Source organism: Acetatifactor sp. (assembly GCF_982438285.1).
In genome coordinates this window covers 1-1,738 of sequence record NZ_CEWDFQ010000490.1, presented here as the reverse complement: position 1 = coordinate 1,738, position 1,738 = coordinate 1, and the positions used below count along the sequence as shown (strand labels likewise).

The 1,738-nt window shown below is 47.7% G+C and carries 3 protein-coding genes; all 3 read right to left on the bottom strand.

Annotation, left to right across the window (positions count from 1 at the left end; all coding sequences use genetic code 11):
* Positions 1 to 82 precede the first annotated feature (82 nt).
* Positions 83 to 469 carry a hypothetical protein gene (locus tag AC1WIP_RS15570; RefSeq protein ID WP_481142684.1) on the bottom strand — a complete coding sequence of 129 codons (387 nt, stop codon included), beginning with the start codon at positions 467 to 469 and terminating at the stop codon, positions 83 to 85.
* A gap of 30 nt (positions 470 to 499) precedes the next feature.
* Complete coding sequence (locus tag AC1WIP_RS15565) at positions 500 to 1,402, bottom strand: hypothetical protein (RefSeq protein ID WP_481142683.1); 903 nt, start codon at positions 1,400 to 1,402, stop codon at positions 500 to 502.
* A partial coding sequence (locus AC1WIP_RS15560) for a sensor histidine kinase (protein ID WP_481142682.1) occupies positions 1,389 to 1,738 on the bottom strand: 350 nt, incomplete at its 5' end. The genes AC1WIP_RS15560 and AC1WIP_RS15565, both read right to left, overlap by 14 nt.

The following is a 1,738-nucleotide window of genomic DNA, read 5'->3' as shown; positions in this document are numbered from 1 at the left end:
GCATAATTTCCTCCAGCACGGAGGCGTTCAATTCATAAATGGCATTCTCCTTATTTTCATGGGATAATTGCAGAGAAAGTCTTTACTCCGGTTTTCCCAGCTCATCGGCCAGCTTTAAAATCTGGGGCGCTGCCTTTTCCCGTTCCCTTTTGGTGATACGGGTATACAGCGGATAGGCTATAGCAATGGCTGCAATCCCCGCGATTCCAATAATGACTCCGGGAAGAAACCACTTTTCCATCCAGACCATAGTGCAGCACATGCCCACTCCCAAAAGCAGGCAGCCAAGGATTCCCGTAGCAATAGAGATAATGGTGCCCATTTTTGTGGTGCTCTTGTCCAGCCGGCGCAGCTGTTCCATTTTATCTATTTTTTGCTCCGGAGGCAGATATTTGCTTCTGATGTTTTGAATTTCCTCCTGCTGTTTCGCAGAATAAGTATAATTGAAAATATCCTTCCTGTTTTCCATAACCAATCTTCCTTTCTAACAGGATGTTTTTTAATTGTTATCCTGCAGCCTTTTCAGCTGCCTGGTTGATCGTGCGATCATATAAATAGCCATAGTCAGAACAATGGCGCAGACGGCCCCGCCGGAAATACCCAGCATCAAACGGCGAAACACAAAGTCTTCGTTTCCAAACTGGGCCAGCATGGCGGTTTCCAGCGACAGCATGGAAACCAGCGCGGCAGTGAGGCTGATGACCTTAGCTGCCGAAAGAGGCGGACCCCCCCGCCTGCGGAATTTCTCCACATTGACCGCCGCTACAATGGTGATATAAAAAGCGTACATGGCCATGGCATAAATCATAAGGCCGGGGTAGGAAAAGCCCTTGTCCTTTGTTACCATACAGACCGCAATGCCTGCCAGCGCCTGATTCATGAAAAGCAGGATAATGCCGCAGGCCCGATACCGTTTAAATTCCGATGTGATGTCCTCTCCCACCAGCCTGCGGTGAACGTATAACACAAGCACTGCCCGCATAACTGACAACAAGGCATAGTAAAAGGCAAGGGCAATAAACCACAGGGAAGAATACCGGATACCGGAAAACAGATTAAAACCAACATAAAGGATGTTGATGAGCAGGCTGCCGTGAAGGCTGATTTCCGACCGGAAAACCACATCTCCCAGCAGACGATTTCCCCATGAGGTATTGCGGAGCCTTTTTACCAGAGGAAGTCCGGCAATTCCATTGTGTATTGCTTTAACTACATCGTTGATTCCCGTTACAGTGATGATCAATGCGTAGGCTGACAGAAGATACGCCAAATAAGCCAGAATGGAGTGATCCTCCATGCCAAGCATCACAAACACAAAAATAAAAGAAGGCACGGAAATCAGAACCGTGGGCAAAGGAGGAAGAAAAAATATTTTTTTTAATATTGCTTTAAGACGTTCCATTCAGCTCTCTCCTGAATTTTACTGTGAAGGTGCTGCCCTTCCCAACCTGGCTGTTTACGGAAATATCTCCGCCTACAATGTCAATCACCCGTTTTACTAACGCAAGCCCCAGACCGTTGCCCTGTGTGGCGTGGGAAGTATCTCCCTGATAAAATTTTTCAAAAATATGTCTGCCAACCTCCGGGGGAATGCCGCAGCCGGTGTCCGACACCTGTACAACGGCAAAATCTCCTTCGGTCTTTAGGGAAAGGGAGACTCTGCCGTGGGGCTCTGTAAATTTAACAGCATTGGAAAACAGGTTGTTCCAGACTAAAGACAGCAGCTGTGCGTCTGTGT